Source organism: Achromobacter sp. T5-5 (assembly GCF_055397965.1).
On record NZ_AP027919.1, the window covers coordinates 3,069,166 to 3,086,221 of the forward strand.

Below are 17,056 nucleotides of genomic sequence, written 5' to 3' on the forward strand. Positions count from 1 at the left end.
CCCATCAGCCTTCGTGGGCGTTGAACATGGACTTGGCGTAGATGATGCCCAGGCCATAGGCGCCGCCGAACTTCTTGGCGATGCCGGTCGTCATGTCGTAGGTGTCCGTGCGGGCCCAGTCGCGCTGCATTTCCAGCAGGTATTGCAGGGCGGTGATGGGCTGGCCGCCGGCCTGCACGATGCGCTCGACGGCGCGGTTGTGGGCTTCGGCGGACACGTCGCCGCAAGCGTCGGTGATCACATAGACTTCGAAGCCCTGGTCCAGCGCCGACAGGGCCGGGCCGACGATGCAGACGCTGGTCCACAGGCCGGCGAGCACGATGCGCTTCTTGCCGATTTCATTGACCTGCTTGATGACGGCGGCGTCTTCCCAGGTGTTCATGGAGGTGCGGTCCAGCAGGGCCTGGCCGGGGAACGGGGCGGTGACTTCCTCGAACATGGGGCCCGAGAAGCTCTTTTCGGCCACGGTCGTCAGGATGGTGGATGCGCCGAAGCCGGCGGCGGCGTGGGCGACCAGCGCGGCGTTGTTGCGCAGCGTGACGGCGTCGATGGAGTGGGTGGCGAACGCCATCTGCGACTGGAAGTCGATCATGATGAGCGTGTGGTCATTGGGCGACAGCAGCTTGGCGCCGGGGGTGGGGGTCGCGGTGATGGGCATGGATGACTCCGTGGGTTGCCGTGGTGAGGGACCCCCGCAATGTGCCAGCGGGCAGGCGAAACGTATTGAACGATAGTCCGCCGGTTTGAAGATTGTGATTGCGGTGGCCGCGCAATTCAACCAACGCCGCGCGGATCAGGCATCAGGCATCAGGGATAGCCGGTATCGCCACGGGCGGGCGGCTCGGGTAGGCTGCGTAGGTCCGGGTCCAGGGCCGGGACGCTCCCGCTGCGCCGCGCCAACGCTGTCCGCTACCGGAGACTCACCATGGGACTGGCCTTCCAGAACGAATTGCACGACGAGTTCGGCACGCGGCCGGTGGCCTATCTGCCTTATGGCGGGGCGGACCTGGGTGAAATCCTGGCGGTGGGACGGGCCGTGGGGGACGGAGACGACACGGCGTTCTTCCAGGCCTGGATGGCGGCGGGCGACCGCCTTGCCGCCGAGGCGCTCGATGCCGAACGCCGCAACCTGCGGGCCAGCGCCCGCGAACTGCATCTGCGCGCCAGCGCGTTCTATTCGACGGCGTATCGCCCCTTGTACGGCGCGCCCACGGACGCGCGGCTGCTGGCGGCCTTTCGCAAGCAGATGGCCGCCTTCGACCGGGGGCTGGCGCTGTCGCGGCATCCGGTCGAGCCCCTGCGCATCCCGCTGGCGGGCGGGCACATGCCCGCGTACCTGTTGCCGGCCGAAGGCCGCGAGACCGAGGTGCGGCCGCTCGTCATCTTCACCAATGGGTATGACGCCACCGTGACGGATATGTACTTCGCCTGCGCCGTGGCCGCTACCCGCAGGGGCTATCACGCCCTGGTGTTCGATGGCCCCGGCCAGGGCGGCATGCTGTACGAACAGGGCGTGCCCATGCGTCCCGATTGGGAGACGGTGGTGGGGGCCGTGGTCGATCTTGCCGTGGAGTCGCCCATCGTCGATCCGAAACGCATCGCGCTCAGCGGCTGGAGCCTGGGCGGCCATCTGGCGCCGCGCGCCGCGTCGGGCGAGCATCGCCTGGCCGCCTGCATCGCCGATCCCGGCCAATGGAGCATCGCGGGGCTGTTCCGGCCCCTGGCCGTGAAGCTGGGCGCCAGCCCCGACGCCGCGGCCAATCTGGGCGAGCTGGAGCCGCCCGTGCTGGAGCGCCTGTGGCAGTTCGTCATGGCCAACCCCGCGCTGACGTGGAAGATCGTGCAACGCGGCTTCTGGGTGCATGGCGTGGACAACCTGCGCGACTACCTGCGCGCGATCGAGCAGTTCACGATGGATGGCCGGGTCGACGACATTGCGTGCCCGACGCTCATGACGGTCGCCGGAAACGACCCCCTGGCGGCGGACACCGAACAGTTCTTCGACCGCCTGCGCTGCCCCAAGCACTTGCTGCGGTTTTCCGCCGACGAGGGCGCGGGCGACCACTGCGAATCGGCCAACCGGTCGCTGCTGAACCGCCGTGTGCTGGACTGGCTGGACGGTGTGCTGTGAGGGCGGCGCAAGGCCGCGGCGCCAGCGCTGCCTATAATTGCGTCGATTCCCGCGTTTTTTGACGGCAGACCTGCCGTGCCTCATGTCCACCTTGCCTTTGCGCGTGCTGTCGGTGATTCCGCCGATGACGCAGCTGAATACCCCCTATCCGTCCACTGCCTACCTGACCGGCTTCCTGCGTTCTCGCGGCGTGACGTCGTTCCAGGAGGACCTGGCGCTCGCCCTGGTGCTGCGCCTGCTGTCGGCCGATGGCCTGCGGGCCGTCGCGCAGCAGGTGGATGCGCTTCCCCTTGAAAAGCACACCCCGGCGATCCAGGCCTTCGTTGCCATGCAGCCGCGCTATCTGGCCACCATCGGGCCAGTGATCGCCTTCCTGCAAGGCCGCGACTCCACGCTGGCGCACCGCATCGCCGGCCGCAACTATCTGCCTGAAGGCCCGCGCTTCAGTTCGCTGGACGTCTACCTGGACGAGGAAGGCGGCGATCCGTTGGGCTGGGCGTTCGGCGCGCTGGGCCTGCAGGACCGCGCCAAGCACCTGGCCACGCTCTACCTGAACGATCTGGCCGATGTGCTGCGCGACGCCATCGATCCGCGCTTCGAGTTCGTGCGCTACGCCGAATCGCTGGCGGGCAGCCAGCCTACCTTCGATCCGCTGGCCGAGGCGCTGGCCGCGCCTTTGAATCTGGTGGACGAGACGTTGCGGGCGCTGACGATGGACGCGCTGGCGCGCCACAAGCCGACGATGGTCCTGTTGTCGGTGCCGTTCCCTGGCGCGGTGTACGCGGCCTTCCGGATTGCGCAGGCGATCAAGGCGCAGGACCCGGGCATCGTGATCGTGCTGGGCGGCGGCTTCGTCAATACCGAACTGCGTGAACTCAAGGACCCGCGGGTATTCGATTACTTCGATTTCGTGACGCTCGACGCGGGCGAGCGCCCCTTGCTTGCGCTGCTGGAGCACGTGCAGGGCAAGCGCTCGCGCCAGCGCCTGGTGCGCACGTTTCTGCGCGACGCCGACAGCGGCGCCGTGCGTTACGTCAACCTGGTCGAGCCCGACGTCGCGTTCGCGGAAGTGGGTACGCCCACGTGGGATGGCCTGCCGCTGGACCGCTACCTGTCGCTGCTGGACATGCTCAATCCCATGCACCGGCTCTGGAGCGACGGCCGCTGGAACAAGCTGACCGTGGCGCACGGCTGCTACTGGAAGAAGTGCAGCTTCTGCGATGTGGGCCTGGACTACATCGGCCGCTACGAAGGCGCGGAGGCGACCGTGCTGGCCGACCGCATCGAAGCCATCGTGGCTGAAACCGGCCAGACCGGCTTTCACTTCGTGGACGAGGCCGCGCCGCCCAAGGCGTTGAAAGCCCTGGCCACCGAGCTGATCGAACGCAACGCCGGGATTTCGTGGTGGGGCAACATCCGCTTTGAAAAGACCTTCAGCCCCGAGCTTTGCGAACTGCTGGCCGACAGCGGCTGCATCGCCGTGTCGGGCGGCCTGGAGGTGGCGTCCGACCGGCTGCTCAACCTGATGAAGAAGGGCGTGTCGATCGACCAGGTGGCGCGGGTGACGCGCGCTTTCACCGATGCGGGGGTGCTGGTGCATGCCTACCTGATGTATGGCTTTCCGACGCAGACCGTGCAGGACACGGTGGACGCGCTGGAATACGTGCGCCAACTGTTCGAGAACGACTGCATCCAGAGCGGGTTCTTTCACCGCTTCGCCTGTACGGTGCACTCGCCGGTGGGACAGAACCCCGAGGAATACGGCATCCGGCTCAAGCCGCTGCCGGACATCACGTTCGCCAAGAACGACGTCGGTTTCCACGACCCCACGGGCGTGGACCACGATGCGCTGGGCCGGGGGCTGAAGAAGGCCATCTACAACTACATGCACGGCATCGGCCTGGACGAAGACGTGCGCAGCTGGTTCCCGTTCAAGGTGCCGCGCACGACAGTGGCGCGGCAGCGCATCGCGCGCGCGCTGAGCCGGCGCGGCTGAGGCCTAGTTGGCGGGCGGCGCGTCCTGGGCGGCCGACAGGATCGGTTCGGCTGCCTCGGCGCCCGGCACCGCGTTCGTCAGGTCCTCGGTCATTTCGTGGTCCAGCGCGCCCTGGAACAGGTCTTCGGTCACGCGCAGTTCCACGCCCACCGGCGACATCTGCGCGGCGGCGGCAAAGGGGGCCACGGGCGCGGGCGCCGGGCGCTCGTTGCGGCGCCAGACAAAGAAGGTGACCAGGCTCAGATTGAGCAAGGCGAAACACCAGAATAGCCCGGCTTCCCCGAACGTCGCCATCACGGGCGAGATCGCCAGCGGACTCAGCGCCGACCCCAGCGAGTTGATCAGCAGCAATCCCTGGATCATCCGCACCAGCGCATCGGCGGGCGCGCGGTCCGCGGCGTGGCTGACCGCCACCGGGTAGATGGCGAACACGCCGCCGCCCAGAAGAAACAGCAGCGGCATCAACAGCGGCGAGGCCGGCGGCAGCGCCAGGATGAGCAGGCTGAGCAGCGCGCAGAACACGGCCAGGGCGATCAGCACCACCTGGCGGTCGCGCAGGTCGGACCAGCGGCCGACCGGATACTGCAGCACCATCGCGCCCAGGATCACGGCGCCCATCATCTTGCCCACCTCGGCCACGTCCAGGCCGATGCGCTGCAAATACAGCGGCAGCAGGGTGTACACCGCGGCGATCGCCACGCCCGACCCGAAGCAGCCCATCACGCCCGTGGGTGTCATGCGCGCCAGGTGCTGCGGCAGCAGCGGCTCGACGCGTTCCACCAGCGGCGACACGCGCGGAATGATGACCATGGGCAGCACCGACAGCGACGCCAGCAGGCCGGCCACCATGAAGGGCGCCATGTCGCCCAGCCGCGTGATCGCGCCCAGCTCCAGCTGCCCAAGCATGCCGGATCCGTACAGCGCGATCATGTACAGGGCCAGCAGGCGTCCGCGCATGCGGGAGTCGCCCGCCAGCAGCAGCCAGCTTTCGACCACCAGGAACACGCCGACGCTGGCCCAGCCATTGATCAGGCGCAGCACGAACCAGGCTTCGCGGTTGAAGATCAGGCCCTGCAGCAGCACCGTGACGGCGATGAGCGAGGCAAAACTGCTGTAGGCGCGGATATGGCCGATACGCAGGATCAGCCGGTCATTGAAGATGGCGCCCAGCGTCAGGCCGATGAAATACGACGACGAAATGACGCCGATGACGGTGGCCGACTCTCCGGCGGCATCCAATTGCAGGGTCGTGAGGGAAGAGATGAACGCGTTGCCGATGCAGACAACGAACAAGCCAAGCAAGGGCCCGAGCACCAGGCCCAACAACTGCCGAGACATGAAATCCTCGATTTCCAGAACAGCGAAAAGCATCCGGTGAGACCGGACAAACGATCAATGGGGGAGGGGGGAATGCGTCATGGTTCGCCTGGCTTGGGAGGGCAATGCCATGCGCTTGGGCGCGGGCCGGCCGGCGCGGGCGCGCGGGCGCGGCGGGAATCCGGCGCGGATTGTAGCGCCGATTGCGGGACGTTCCGGCAGGCCGGCCCGCCAGGACGTCCGCGCGACTGTTAGGTCAGCGCCATCCCGCCATCGACCCGGATGTTGGCGCCGGCGATCGCGCTGACCAGGATGATGGACGCGCCGTGATTCAGGACGGGCAGGGCCTTGGTGACGCCGAAGAAGACGCCGTCGCGCCGCCCAAAAAAAGGGCCGCATGATCGGCTTTGACGAAGCGCAAATCCCCCCTTTATTGCCCCCAGAACACTGCCTTGTTAACGACAATTGGAGTAGCATAAGCGACTATGATTCGCATTTGCATTAACTACTAGGGGTAGGAAAGTGTCTGGGGAAAGGCCATTTCTTCTCGCGTCGCGGGCAGGGCGGATCGCGCCTTGCGTCGCGTTGAGCATGTTGCTGCCGTGGCCGGCGGCATGGGCGCAGGAGGCGCAGCCGACCACCACGCTGCAGCCGGTGACGGTCACCGGAGGCGCGGTGGACAGCGGAGACCTGCCGCCCGTCTATGCGGGCGGGCAGGTCGCGGAGGGCGCGCGGCTGGGGCTGATGGGCAACCAGTCCGTGATGGACACGCCGTTCAACGTCACGAGCTACACGTCCGAGCTGATCAAGAACCAGCAGGCCCGCACGCTGGCCGACGTCATGGCGAACGACCCGTCGGTGCGCTTCACCACGTCCAGCGGCCATGCGTACGAGAACTTCCGCATTCGCGGGTTCGACGTCAACCAGAATGACGTGGCCATCAATGGGCTGTACGGCCTGGCGCCCATGGGGCGCACGCCCGTGGAATTCGTCGAGCGGGTCGAGGTGCTGAAGGGCCCCAATGCGCTCTTTAGCGGCATGGCGCCCAGCGGCGCGGTGGGCGGCACGGTGAACCTCGTGACCAAGCGCGCGACCGACACGCCCACCGCCACGTTCGGCGTGAACTGGCTGTCCGACGGGCAACTGGGCACCACCATCGACGCCGGCCGGCGTTACGGCGCGAACAACGAATGGGGCGCGCGCGTCAACGGCTCGTTCAGCGACGGCGCGACCACGCTGGACGGCCAGTCCCGCAAGCGCGAGTTCCTGTCCGCCGGGCTGGACTACCGCGGCAGCGCGCTGACGGCGTCGATCGACGCCTATCACAGCCAGGAATCGTTCACCGGCGGCACACCCGCCATGTTCTGGTTTGCCGGCCCCGTGGTGCCGGTCGCGCCCGATCCCCGCATCAACCAGTTCAGCACCGCCTACGGCAGCATCCAGAGCAATGCGGTGATGGGCCAGGCGGAGTACCGCTTCAACGAGCACGTCTCGGCGTTCGCGGGGGTCGGCTGGCGCGACAGTGACCAGTCCGGCCTCATCAACGGCACCCACGCGCGGCAGATCGATGCCAACGGCAACTTCACGGGCCAGATGGTGGGCCAGCGCGCCTACACCGACGCCATGACCGCCGAGGGCGGCCTGCGCTCGCGCTTCAGGACCGGCAGCGTGGGGCATGAGCTCGTCTTGCAGGCCTCGTACCTCAAGCTGGAGGACGGTTCAGCCACCGGCCCTGCCTCGGTGTTCAAGTCCAACATTTACCATCCCATCACGCCGGTCATGCCGGCGGTGCCGGACAGCGCGCCCAAGAGCAGCGAGAACACGCTGACCAGCCTGGCGCTGGTCGACACCATGTCGTTCCTGGACGACAAGCTGCGTCTGACCGCCGGGCTGCGCAACCAGCGCGTAAAGACCAGCAACTTCGACAAGACCGGCAAGACCACGGCGCGCTACGACAAAGACGCGGTGACGCCGGCCGTCGCCCTCGTCGTCAAGCCGTGGGGCCCGGACCTGTCGTTCTATGCCAACTATGTCGAGGGCCTCAGCAAAGGCGACAGCGTCACCGACACCACCGCGACCAACTTCGGACAAGTCTTCGCGCCGTATAAGACCAAGCAGAAGGAACTGGGCGTGAAGTGGAATGCCGGCACCTTCACCAACACGCTGGCGCTGTTCGAGATCGAAAAGCCCATGCTGGTGACCGAAGGGTCGACGTCCAATCCCACCTACGCGGACGGCGGCGAAAAGCGCGTGCGCGGCGTGGAATGGAATACGTTCGGCGAGATCGCGCAAGGCGTGCGCGTGCTGGGCGGCGTGACGTACACGCAGGGCACGCAGGTCAAGACCTCGTATGGCCGCTACGACGGCAACACCGCGGTGGGCGCGCCGCGCTGGCAGGTCAACACGGGACTGGAGTGGGATACGCCCTGGGTGCCGGGCCTGACGCTGTCGGGGCGCATCCAGGCCACGTCGCGCCAATACGCGGACTCGGCCAACAACATCGAGATCCCGGGATGGGGCCAGGTCGACCTGGGCGCGCGCTACGCCACGCAGGTCAATGGCCGCGACGTGGTGCTGCGGCTGAACGTCAACAACGTGTTCAACAAGTACTACTACGCCGGCATCTTCAGCGACACCACGCCGATCGCGACCTTGGGCCCGGCCCGCAGCGTCATGGCATCGGCCACGATCAGCTTCTGAACGCCGCTGCCTGCCGCGCCCGGACCGCTGCATCCGGGCGCGCGGGTACAAAACCCTTGTTCCTCGAATGTCGACCATGCCCGTCTTGATCCTTTCCAGCCTCGCTGCCGTGTTGCTGGGCTGCTTCTGCCTTTATCGTGCTTCGCCGAACCAGCGATGGGGCGCCGCGCCATGGCCCGTCGCGCCCGCGCGGGTGTCGGGCGTGGCGTTACTGGCGCTGGGCGCCTGGGGGTGCCTGGCGGCCCATACGGTGCTGGCGGCGGTGTTCGTGTTCTGCACGGCGCTGATGCTGTTCTTCTGCCTCGTTCCCTACCTCGCCGTGCTGCGGCAATTGCGCCGGGGAGACGCGAATGAAGCCCGCTGATCCGGCCAAGTCCGCCAAGCCCGCGCCCATCCGCCGGGACTGGATCTCCAAGAGCCTGGCGGGCGCGGTGCTGGGCCTGGCCATCGCGCTGGGCGCCAGCGTGCTGCTGGCGGCGCTGACCGCCGGCGTGCCGCTTGCCACGCGATCGCAGCTGGCCATGTGGTTGGTGCCGCCCGTATGGCTGGGCATTCTTTCCACCGTCTATTTCTTTGGCAGCGGCCTGCGCGCCTGGGGCTGGCTGGGCGGCGCATGCCTGGCGCTCTATGGCGGCCTTTACGCCGCTGGCGCGCTCTGATCAGGAGGGCCGCGACCATGCGAGCCGACTACATCCGCATCTACAAATCGGTCCACACCTGGACGGGCATCCTGACCGGGATGGCGCTTTTCATCGCCTTCTACGCGGGCGCGCTGACCGTGTTCAAGGAACCGATCGCCCGCTGGGCCTCGCCGCACGCGGCGGCCGCGCTGGCGCCGCTGGAGTCGGCGCCCGACCTCATCGCCCGGACGCTCGCGGCGCGGCCCGATGTGGCCCAGGGCTTCACCATTCACCTGCAGGACGACGAAAACGTGCCCGCGCGCATGGGCTGGGAAGTGCGCGACCCCCAGGCCGACGACCACGACGAATCGGCCGTGCGGCACTACCTGGCGCGCCTGGACGCGGACGGCGCGGTGCGCATCGAGGAGGCGCACCCCAGCGGGCTGGGCAACTTCATCGACGTGCTGCATCGCGTGGTGGGCCTGCCCGTGGACAGCGACCCGAACCGCTGGTTCATGGGCGTGGTGGCGTCCCTGTACGCGATCGCGCTGGTGTCCGGCGTGATCGTGCTGCTGCCTTCGCTGGTCAAGGACTTCTTTGCGCTGCGCGTGGGCAGGAATCTCAAGCGCATGTGGCTCGACGCGCACAACGTGGTCGGCATCATTTCGCTGCCGTTTCACCTTGTCATGGCGCTCAGCTCGGTCGTCTTCGCGTTTCACGACGGGATCTACGACATCCAGGACCGGCTGATGTACGAAGGCAAGCTGGCGTCGGTGTTCCAGCGGTCCGGGGGACCGGCGGCGGACACCGCGCCGCGCGACCCGTCCGCCATGCTCCCGCCCGCCGAGCTGCTGGCGCGCGCGCGCAGCCTGTCGCCATCGTTCGAGCCCATCGCGCTGCAATACGCCCAGGTCACCTCGCCACGGGCCGTGGTGCGCATCTGGGGCAAGGATCCGGCCGCGGTCTCGCCGCGGGCGCGCGGCGGATTCGTCGCGATCGATCCGTATGGCGGCAAGGTCCTGAACACCGACTACCTGCCCGGGGGACAGGACGCGGCCAACCTGTGGATCAGCAGCTTTTTCGCGCTGCACATGGCGTCGTTCGGCGGGGCAGCGGTGCAGTGGCTGTACTTCTTGCTAGGCCTGGCCGGCGCATGGCTGTTCTACAGCGGCAACCTGCTCTGGATCGAGACGCGCCGCAAGCGCACGGACCGGCGCACGGGAGCGGTGCCGGCGCAGCGGCGGGATACGCGGCTGATGGCGTCGGCGACCGTGGGCGTGTGCCTGGGCAGCGTGTGCGGCATTTCGCTGATGATGATCGCGGCCAAGGCGCTGCACGGACGGGTAGGGGACCTGGATGCCTGGCTGAAGGGCACGTACTACGCGATGTTCTTCGCGGGCATCGCCTGGTCGTTCCTGCGCGGCGGCGCGGCGGCGGGCGTGCATTTGCTGAGGTTGGCCGCGGCCCTGACGCTTGCCATCCCCGCGACGTCGTTGCTGGGCCTGCTCTGGCCCGCGAGCGGGCTGTGGGCACACGCGTCGCCTGCCGCGCTGGGAGTCGACGCGACCGCGCTGGCGGTAGGACTGGGTTTTGCCTGGATGGCGGTGGTGACCCGACGCCGGTTGGCGCGCGGGGATGCGGACAGCGCGTGGGCGCAGCCGCGCCCCGTGCCTCACTTCACCACGTAATTCTTGGCTTCGGCTTCGCCCGCCCATTTGCGCAGGGCGGAGATGAACTCGGGGCAGACATTGCCGTCGACGGAGGTGTCGACGATGAGGCTGTTCTGCATGCGCATCAGCACCGTGCATTCGTAGATGCGGGTGCGGTTGGCATAGTGGCCGGTGGTGTTGGTCTGGAACACCGGCGTGGGCGCGCTGTTCCGGTTGCCGGGGATCATGCCCACGACCTGCTGACTGGAGCTGTCCACGACCCATTCCGAGTACGGGGCGGACTGGTAGTCGGACCATTCCAGCTCCATCGTGTTGCCGACGGGCCGGATGTGGGACGGTTCGCCCAGCGCGGCGATGGCGTCGTCGATGGAACGGCCTTCCATGTTCTTGGCCACGTTCACGCTGGGCGAGAACGAAAGCCCCGATTTGAACACCTGGCTGAGCGAAGGCAGGGTGGAACTGCCGCCCGTGGGCATCGGCGCGCAGCCAGCCACACCCAGCGCGGTCAGAACCCCCGCAAACAAAAAGCGCCGTCCGTGGCGGGGAAGGGGATGCTGTGGCGTGTTCATGCGGGTGTCCAGGCTCCGAGACTGGCCGCCTGCCGCTCTGCACAATGCGAGCGGCGCGGCGCCGTTTGTTTCTGTTCGTGACACGAGAACCGCGCCCTGTCGGCCGGTGCGCAGGTTCGCACGGCCAGTGTGCTGACGGCCGGCTTCAAAAAGTGCCACATTTTTACCGATAAACGGGGGCGGAGTCCGGTCCGGCAGATGTGAAATTTGTTACCTAATATGCCGGGACGGGCGTCTCATAGAGGGACGGAACCGAGGCGCGCTGGGATAAGATTTTCCCGCTCAATTCCACGGACTTCCTGACGATCATGCCCGCTCGCCTATCTGCCTTGCTTCGCGCCGCCTTCGCCACACTCGTCCTGGTGGCGGGACTGGCTTCCCCGGCCGCCCATGCCGCCGAAAAGCTCTACGGCGGCATCGCCACCGACGGCAAGCATTCCAGGATTTTCTGGGTGCTGCCCGAAACCGACGGCAAGGCGGCCGAAGCCGCGGCCCTGGCCCAATGCCGCAAGGCGGGGGGCAAGGAGTGCAAGGTGCTGAGCTGGTTTTCCGACAGTTGCATGGTCTATGCCCGCAATTCCGTGCAGGACCTGTTTCCGGGCAACAGCGTGTCGCCCGAGATGGCCGCCAAGAAGGCCATCCGCCGCTGCACCGCCGCCAGCCCCGACGGAAAGTGCCGCCTTTCGACCATGCCGCTGTGCGTGGGTCCGGGTTACAGCGCGGCCGACCTGCAGGCGCCCGTCAAGGCCACGCCCGCCGACCTGGAAAGCCTGTCGGCGCGGATGGACGAACGAGAGTACTGGGGCGCCATCGCCGAAAAGGAGACCGGCGACCTGGTCTATGCCGACGGCTATCCCCACGAGAAGGACGCGCTGTCGCAATTGCTGGAATGGGACGACTGCCAAGGCTGCAAGAAGGTGCTGACCTACACCGATAGCTGCGTCGGCCTGGCTTGGGCCAAGGGAATCAAGGGCCGGGGCACGAGCTTCACCGCGCTCGACCCCGATCCGAAAGCCGCCCGCGATGCCTCGCGCGCGGCCTGCACCGCAAAAACGGGAAGCCCGGCCTGCGTGGCGATGGTGCGCTGCTCGGGCCGGGCGTACATCGATGGCTATGCGGGCGAGGATCAGAAGGCGAACTGATCAGCTCTTGATGAACGCGAGCAGGTCCGCGTTGATCACGTCGGCATGGGTCGTGAGCATGCCGTGGGGAAAGCCCGGGTAGACCTTCAGGGTGCCGTTCTTGAGCAGCTTCACCGACAGGCGCGACGCGTCGTCGATGGGCACGATCTGGTCGTCGTCGCCGTGCATCACCAGCGTGGGCACGGTGATGGCCTTCAGGTCCTCGGTCTGGTCGGTCTCCGAGAAAGCCTTGATGCCTTCGTAGTGCGCCTTGGCGCCGCCAATCATGCCCTGGCGCCACCAGTTGTTGATCACGCCCTGCGACACCTTGGCGCCATCGCGGTTGAAACCGTAGAACGGGCCCGCGGCGACATCCAGGAAGAACTGCGCGCGGTTGTCGGCCAGCGCCTTGCGAAAGCCATCGAACACTTCGATCGGCGTGCCGCCCGGGTTGGCGTCCGTCTTGACCATGAGGGGAGGCACGGCGCTGACCAGCACGGCCTTGGCGACGCGGCCTTGCGGTTCGCCATGGCGGGCGACATAGCGAGCGACTTCTCCGCCGCCCGTGGAGTGGCCGATGTGCACGGCGTTGCGCAGGTCCAGGTGCTGGGCCACGGCCGCCGCGTCGGCGGCGTAGTGGTCCATGTCGTGGCCGTCGCTGACCTGGCTGGAACGTCCATGTCCGCGCCGGTCGTGCGCGATGACGCGAAAGCCCTGGGCGAGGAAGAACAGCATCTGCGTGTCCCAATCATCGCTGGACAGCGGCCAGCCATGGTGGAACATGATGGGCTGGGCTGTCTTGGGGCCCCAGTCCTTGTAGAAGATTTCAACGCCATCGGGGGTGGTGATCGTGCTCATGTCGGGATTCTCCGGGTTGGTTGGACCGCAGGGATAGACTAGGGCCTTATGCGTTCCCGGAACATCCTACGCTGGGCTTGGCGCGTAATACAAAGGTATAGGCGGGTGTCGCGGGCGGATGTGTCCAATCCTCCGCCTCCCGCCGTTTTCCGCCGCTTCCCGCTAATTCGTCGCGTCGCGTCCGTGCCGCAAGGCATCGGCCACGCACCGGGCCATGGCCTCGCCATCGACGGGCTTGTCCAGGTAGGCACAGGCGCCCAGCGCCAGCAACCGCAGGCGCGCGGCCTCGGTGGGAAAGGCGGTCATGAAGATCAGGGGAAAGCGGCGTCCGGCGGCGATGAGTTCCGCCTGGAGCTGATCGCCCGTCATGGGCGCCATCTGGACGTCCGTGATCATGCAGTCGGGGTCGCCCGCGCCCCGGTCGTTCAGGAAGTCGGGCCCCGACCCGTAGGCCCGGACCTCGTAGCCGAGCGAGCGCAACAGGCTGGACAGCGAGATTCTGACCCCATCGTCATCGTCGACAACCGCGATAGTGGGAGTGTGATTCATGTAGGAAGATCCTTCGGCCCGGACGGATCACATTGCGCATCCGATGCCCGGCAAGTCTCCTTATGAACCTTTGCAACCGCCAGGAAAATCATACAGAGGTTTGTCCCCGGCACAGTCAAGGCGCGGAAATGCCCAGCGCCTCGGCGTGGCGGACCAGGTCGGCGAGCGACCGCACCCCCATTTTGCGCATCACGTGGCCGCGGTGGATCTTGACCGTGATCTCGCTCAGGCCGATCAGCCCGGCCACCTGCTTGTTCATCAGCCCCGACACCACGTGCGCCATGACCTCGCGTTCGCGCGGGGTGAGGGTGTCGTAGCGGGCGCGCAGGCCGTCCATCGCGGCGTCGCGGGAACGGCGCTGGGTGTCGCGTTCGATCGCGGCGGCGACGGCGTCCAGCATGTCCTGTTCGCGAAATGGCTTGGAAAGGAAGTCGACCGCCCCGGCCTTCATGGCGCGCACCGTCATGGGAATGTCGCCATGGCCGGTGAGGAACACGATGGGCAGGTCGATGCCGTGCCGCGCCAGCTGGTCCTGGAAGTCCAGGCCGCTGATGCCGGGCAGCCGCACGTCCAGCACGATGCAGCCCGGCGCGTCCGGGATCGGCGCCTGCAGCAGTTCGGCGGGCGACGCGCACAGCGTGGTGCGCAGGCCGACGGACCGGAACAGGCTGTCGAGCGAGTCGCGGACGCTGGCTTCGTCATCGACCACGATGACCTGCGAGGGCGGGGCGGCGGTGCCGGAAGTCGGTGGGGTTCGGTGGTTCATGCGGAAGGGTTCCCCTGCGTGGCCGCAAGTGTCAGCGTGAATGCCGCGCCTGCGCCCGGCGTGCTGTCGACGGCAAGGCTGCCGCCATGCGCCTGCGCCGTGGTGCGGCAGATCGGCAGGCCCATGCCCATGCCTTGCGGTTTGGTGGTGAAAAACGGATCGAACAGACGCTCCAGGTCGCCCGCGGCGATGCCGGGGCCGGTGTCGGTCACGGTTATCGCGACCATGCCGTCCTCCCGGCGCGCCGCGCGGACGGACAACTGGCGCGGCCGCGTCTGGCCAGCCATGGCCTGGCTGGCGTTGACCATCAGGTTGACCAGCACCTGCTGCAGCTGGATGCGATCGCCCGTGATGGGCGGCAGGCCGGGCGCGATCTCGACCTGCAGCGCCACGCGTTCGCGCGTGAGCTCGTGGGCCACCAGGCGCGTGGCCTCTTCGATGACGGTCCCGATGTCCAGCGGCGCCTGCTGCACCGGCGCCTTGCTCAGGAACGCGCGGATGCGCTTGACGATCTCGCTGGCGCGCCGGCCTTCAGAGACGATGCGCGCCATCGCCAGCTCGACTTCGTGCAGGTCTGGCTGCGGACGGCGCAGCCAGCGCATGCCCGCGTCGCCGCTGGTCACGACCGCCATCAGCGGCTGGTTGACCTCGTGCGCGATGGAGGCGGTCAGTTCGCCCAGCGTCGCCACGCGCGCGGCGTGCGCGAGTTCGGTCTGGGCCAGCAGCAGCGCGTCCTGCGCCTGCCTGCGCTCGGTGTTGTCCACCACGAATACGAGCACGGCGCCGTCCGGGTCATCCGCCGACGGAAAGGTGATCGTGAACAGCACCGGCACGCGCGCGCCGTCCGGGCGCACGACCTCGGTCTCGCCTTCGTGGAAGGCCTCGCCCTGCGCGAACGCCAGCAGGGACTGCGCGTACATGCGGTCGTCATCGCATAGGATGTCGTCAACCGACTCCAGCCCGGGCGCCGGGCCGCAGCGGCCGACCATCGCGAGAAACGCCGGGTTCATGTCATCGACCTTCGTCAGCAGGCGCGCCTGGCCGATGAACTCGGGATGGCGGGCCAGGTGCGCGGTGAGGGTGGGGCCGTCCATGATGCCCAGGGCGCTCAGGGCGGCGCGCACGGCGCGCCAGTCCTCCTGGACGACGCCGATCCGGCTGGCGTCGAACATGCGCCGATAGCGCCTTTCGCTGCTGACCAGGGCGGCATAGGCGGCCTTGCGGTCGGTGACGTCACGGTGCGTTTCCATGACGCCCGTCACGCGGCCATGATGGTCGCGCTGCAGCACCCAGCGGCTTTCAAGCACCAGGGTGGCGCCCGCCCGGGTCTTCTGTTCCAGCGTGCCGTCCCAGGCGCCCGTGGCCAGGAGTTCGGCCTCGATGGCCTCGCGGCGATCGGGGTAGCGGGTCTGCAGCAGGGTGTCGGCGATGCGGCCCAGGGCCAGGTTCGCGGGCCACCCGTAGACGTCCTCGGCGGTGCGGTTCCAGAAAGTGATGACGCCGTGATGGTCGCGCACGAAGATCATGTCGTGCGACAGATTGAGCAGGCGGGCCTGCGACGCCAGCCGGCGCGTCGCATGCTGGTTTTGGAGCGCGAGCAGAGCGGTGATGCCGATGGCCGCCAGGCTGACCAGCGCCCGCGCGGTGGGCGAGCCCACGTGGTTCAGCCCGTGCGAGTTCAGATAGGCGGCAATGGTGAGCACAATGCCGGCGGCGCCGGCCACGATGATGTCCAGGCGCCGCGAGGTGCGTGCAGCCAGCAGCACGACCACCACATACAGCACCGCGACCGCGCCGTCGAAGTCGGTGAAGGTGTCGACCAGCGCGATGACCAGCGCCAGGACCAGCGCGGCCGCGCGGAACAGGAACTGCATGCGGCGCGGGCCGGCCGTCTCCGGCGCGTCGGGACGCGACCGCGGCGGCTGGCCAGGCGTGCGGCCGAGTGGTGACGTGAGCAAGATCCACCTCTGGTTGGGAGCGCGCGGATCGGGCGGAAAACCAGGGGCGCGCAATGAGACGCGCACATTATCCGCGAACTTTGCCACGAAACACCCGTATTTTCCGGGTAAACCTTGGTATGAGCCGAGGAAACGATGAGCCGATTTTTCCGGCGCGGGGCCATCGCTATGCTGGTTTCCATCGGAAATCGATGCCCGGTTTCCGCAGCCAACCCGGAGAAATCCATGAACGATCTTTCGCTTCAATCCCGCATGACCGCCCCCCTGCACACGCCCTCCGACCTGGGCGCGCAGGCCAGGATCGACATCGCCGCCGCGCTGACGGCCCTGGTGGCCGACATGTTCGCGCTGTATCTGAAGACCAAGAACTTTCACTGGCACGTCTCGGGCCCGCACTTTCGCGACTACCACCTCATGCTGGATGAGCAGGGCGACGAGATCTTCGCCACGACCGACGCCATCGCCGAGCGCGCCCGCAAGATCGGCGGCACGACGCTGCGTTCGATCGGCCACATCCAGCGCCTGCAGCGCCTGCTCGACAACGACGCCGATTACGTCACGCCCGAGGACATGCTGGCCGAATTGGCCGACGACAACCGCCGCCTGACGGGCTTTCTGCGCGCCACCCACGCCGTGTGCGAGAGCCACAATGACGTCGCCTCGACCAGCCTGATCGAGAACTGGATCGACGAGGCCGAGCGCCGCACCTGGTTCCTCTACGAATCGACCCGGGCTGAACGTTGAACGTTGAACGTTGAAGGCTCCACGCTGAAGGCCGAGCGGGTGGCGTGGTCGATGGCC

Annotated in this window: 15 protein-coding genes; 8 read left to right on the plus strand and 7 right to left on the minus strand. The window is 67.5% G+C overall.

Going from position 1 to position 17,056, the window contains the following annotated elements:
* Positions 1-4: 4 nt before the first annotated feature.
* Positions 5-658, minus strand: coding sequence for a hydrolase (locus tag ACZ50Q_RS13875; RefSeq protein WP_092578137.1), 654 nt, complete (start codon positions 656-658; stop codon positions 5-7).
* A 267-nt stretch (positions 659-925) separates the two neighbouring features.
* On the opposite strand from ACZ50Q_RS13875, the gene ACZ50Q_RS13880 reads away from it, so the two are divergent.
* Both ACZ50Q_RS13880 and ACZ50Q_RS13885 read left to right on the plus strand, forming a co-directional pair.
* Entirely contained in the window at positions 926-2,131 is a 1,206-nt protein-coding gene (locus ACZ50Q_RS13880) for an alpha/beta hydrolase family protein (RefSeq protein WP_464081909.1), read from the plus strand.
* Between the two features lie 82 nt (positions 2,132-2,213).
* Positions 2,214-4,127 (plus strand): B12-binding domain-containing radical SAM protein, encoded by a 1,914-nt coding sequence (locus tag ACZ50Q_RS13885; protein WP_076520716.1) that lies wholly within the window; start codon positions 2,214-2,216, stop codon positions 4,125-4,127.
* A gap of 3 nt (positions 4,128-4,130) precedes the next feature.
* Here ACZ50Q_RS13885 and ACZ50Q_RS13890 read toward each other — a convergent pair whose 3' ends face one another.
* Positions 4,131-5,465 carry an MFS transporter gene (locus tag ACZ50Q_RS13890; protein WP_464081910.1) on the minus strand — a complete coding sequence of 445 codons (1,335 nt, stop codon included), beginning with the start codon at positions 5,463-5,465 and terminating at the stop codon, positions 4,131-4,133.
* A gap of 570 nt (positions 5,466-6,035) precedes the next feature.
* Here ACZ50Q_RS13890 and ACZ50Q_RS13895 point away from each other — a divergent pair.
* From ACZ50Q_RS13895 to ACZ50Q_RS13910, 4 genes are all read left to right on the plus strand, one after another.
* A complete protein-coding gene (locus ACZ50Q_RS13895; protein WP_092578129.1) occupies positions 6,036-8,144 on the plus strand; it encodes a TonB-dependent receptor in 2,109 nt (702 codons plus the stop codon).
* 76 nt (positions 8,145-8,220) lie between these two features.
* Positions 8,221-8,508: a hypothetical protein gene (locus tag ACZ50Q_RS13900; protein ID WP_464081911.1), complete on the plus strand. Its 288-nt coding sequence runs from the start codon at positions 8,221-8,223 to the stop codon at positions 8,506-8,508.
* A complete protein-coding gene (locus ACZ50Q_RS13905; RefSeq protein WP_464081912.1) occupies positions 8,495-8,803 on the plus strand; it encodes a hypothetical protein in 309 nt (102 codons plus the stop codon). Before ACZ50Q_RS13900 ends, ACZ50Q_RS13905 begins: the two co-directional genes overlap by 14 nt.
* 17 nt (positions 8,804-8,820) lie before the next feature.
* Positions 8,821-10,452 carry a PepSY-associated TM helix domain-containing protein gene (locus ACZ50Q_RS13910; protein ID WP_464081913.1) on the plus strand — a complete coding sequence of 544 codons (1,632 nt, stop codon included), beginning with the start codon at positions 8,821-8,823 and terminating at the stop codon, positions 10,450-10,452.
* Here the strand turns inward: ACZ50Q_RS13910 and ACZ50Q_RS13915 are convergent.
* Positions 10,437-11,003 (minus strand): hypothetical protein, encoded by a 567-nt coding sequence (locus ACZ50Q_RS13915; RefSeq protein ID WP_464081914.1) that lies wholly within the window; start codon positions 11,001-11,003, stop codon positions 10,437-10,439. The two genes, ACZ50Q_RS13910 and ACZ50Q_RS13915, sit on opposite strands and share 16 nt — an antisense overlap.
* Before the next feature lie 308 nt (positions 11,004-11,311).
* Between ACZ50Q_RS13915 and ACZ50Q_RS13920 the strand changes: the two genes are divergently transcribed.
* The gene (locus ACZ50Q_RS13920; protein ID WP_464081915.1) at positions 11,312-12,145 is read left to right on the plus strand and encodes a DUF4189 domain-containing protein; all 834 of its coding nucleotides are present in this window, start codon (positions 11,312-11,314) and stop codon (positions 12,143-12,145) included.
* On the opposite strand, the gene ACZ50Q_RS13925 is transcribed toward ACZ50Q_RS13920, so the two are convergent.
* The 4 genes from ACZ50Q_RS13925 to ACZ50Q_RS13940 form a co-directional block, all read right to left on the minus strand.
* Entirely contained in the window at positions 12,146-12,982 is an 837-nt protein-coding gene (locus tag ACZ50Q_RS13925; RefSeq protein ID WP_076520719.1) for an alpha/beta fold hydrolase, read from the minus strand.
* Between the two features lie 162 nt (positions 12,983-13,144).
* Complete coding sequence (locus tag ACZ50Q_RS13930; RefSeq protein ID WP_092578115.1) at positions 13,145-13,531, minus strand: response regulator transcription factor; 387 nt, start codon at positions 13,529-13,531, stop codon at positions 13,145-13,147.
* Positions 13,532-13,646: 115 nt separating this feature from the next.
* Complete coding sequence (locus tag ACZ50Q_RS13935) at positions 13,647-14,297, minus strand: response regulator transcription factor (protein WP_092578113.1); 651 nt, start codon at positions 14,295-14,297, stop codon at positions 13,647-13,649.
* On the minus strand, positions 14,294-16,255 hold the full coding sequence (locus ACZ50Q_RS13940) for a PAS domain-containing sensor histidine kinase (protein WP_464081916.1): 1,962 nt from the start codon (positions 16,253-16,255) through the stop codon (positions 14,294-14,296). The genes ACZ50Q_RS13935 and ACZ50Q_RS13940 overlap by 4 nt, the downstream gene beginning before the upstream one ends.
* 225 nt (positions 16,256-16,480) lie before the next feature.
* On the opposite strand from ACZ50Q_RS13940, the gene ACZ50Q_RS13945 reads away from it, so the two are divergent.
* Positions 16,481-16,999: a Dps family protein gene (locus ACZ50Q_RS13945; RefSeq protein WP_092578109.1), complete on the plus strand. Its 519-nt coding sequence runs from the start codon at positions 16,481-16,483 to the stop codon at positions 16,997-16,999.
* The last annotated feature ends 57 nt before the right edge of the window (positions 17,000-17,056 follow it).

Bases quoted from the DNA above. Each gene is read 5' to 3' on its own strand.
- ACZ50Q_RS13900 (WP_464081911.1), top strand. From the start codon at position 8,221: ATGCCCGTCTTGATCCTTTCCAGCCTCGCTGCCGTGTTGCTGGGCTGC.
- ACZ50Q_RS13875 (WP_092578137.1), bottom strand. From the start codon at position 658: ATGCCCATCACCGCGACCCCCACCCCCGGCGCCAAGCTGCTGTCGCCC.
- ACZ50Q_RS13885 (WP_076520716.1), top strand. From the start codon at position 2,214: ATGTCCACCTTGCCTTTGCGCGTGCTGTCGGTGATTCCGCCGATGACG.
- ACZ50Q_RS13925 (WP_076520719.1), bottom strand. From the start codon at position 12,982: ATGAGCACGATCACCACCCCCGATGGCGTTGAAATCTTCTACAAGGAC.
- ACZ50Q_RS13930 (WP_092578115.1), bottom strand. From the start codon at position 13,531: ATGAATCACACTCCCACTATCGCGGTTGTCGACGATGACGATGGGGTC.
- ACZ50Q_RS13920 (WP_464081915.1), top strand. From the start codon at position 11,312: ATGCCCGCTCGCCTATCTGCCTTGCTTCGCGCCGCCTTCGCCACACTC.
- ACZ50Q_RS13895 (WP_092578129.1), top strand. From the start codon at position 6,036: ATGTTGCTGCCGTGGCCGGCGGCATGGGCGCAGGAGGCGCAGCCGACC.
- ACZ50Q_RS13935 (WP_092578113.1), bottom strand. From the start codon at position 14,297: ATGAACCACCGAACCCCACCGACTTCCGGCACCGCCGCCCCGCCCTCG.
- ACZ50Q_RS13890 (WP_464081910.1), bottom strand. From the start codon at position 5,465: ATGTCTCGGCAGTTGTTGGGCCTGGTGCTCGGGCCCTTGCTTGGCTTG.
- ACZ50Q_RS13945 (WP_092578109.1), top strand. From the start codon at position 16,481: ATGAACGATCTTTCGCTTCAATCCCGCATGACCGCCCCCCTGCACACG.
- ACZ50Q_RS13905 (WP_464081912.1), top strand. From the start codon at position 8,495: ATGAAGCCCGCTGATCCGGCCAAGTCCGCCAAGCCCGCGCCCATCCGC.
- ACZ50Q_RS13880 (WP_464081909.1), top strand. From the start codon at position 926: ATGGGACTGGCCTTCCAGAACGAATTGCACGACGAGTTCGGCACGCGG.
- ACZ50Q_RS13915 (WP_464081914.1), bottom strand. From the start codon at position 11,003: ATGAACACGCCACAGCATCCCCTTCCCCGCCACGGACGGCGCTTTTTG.
- ACZ50Q_RS13910 (WP_464081913.1), top strand. From the start codon at position 8,821: ATGCGAGCCGACTACATCCGCATCTACAAATCGGTCCACACCTGGACG.